Below are 273 nucleotides of genomic sequence, written 5' to 3'. Positions count from 1 at the left end.
CTTCAAGCCATGTAATAAATTCGCCGTTTACTTTACGAAGCGCTGCTGAGTTTGGTTTATTATCAGACGAGCTATTATCGATAAAGGTTTTGCTGTCTTTTGCTAGCACAACATTATGGTACTGACCTTTTTCGGTGATACGTTTGGCATCGCCCTTTTTAAATAAAGGCGCGCTGTATAAATGGCTTTCAAGCGGTGTATCTTTTCGGCCGGCAAAGTAAACAATGCCTTTTTTCTCATCAATACCTTTTAAGCTATCAACAGCCCAATCAC

1 protein-coding gene is annotated in these 273 nt (G+C 40.3%); it reads right to left on the bottom strand.

The window, feature by feature from the left end; translation table 11 throughout:
- The coding region (locus tag AAEY57_RS19970; protein WP_350608663.1) for a DPP IV N-terminal domain-containing protein at positions 1-273 on the bottom strand (273 nt) is incomplete at both ends.

The organism is Pseudoalteromonas sp. MER144-MNA-CIBAN-0113 (assembly GCF_040308965.1).
GTDB classification, from domain to species: Bacteria; Pseudomonadota; Gammaproteobacteria; order Enterobacterales; family Alteromonadaceae; genus Pseudoalteromonas; species Pseudoalteromonas tetraodonis.
This window is presented reverse-complemented; position numbering and strand designations above follow the sequence as displayed.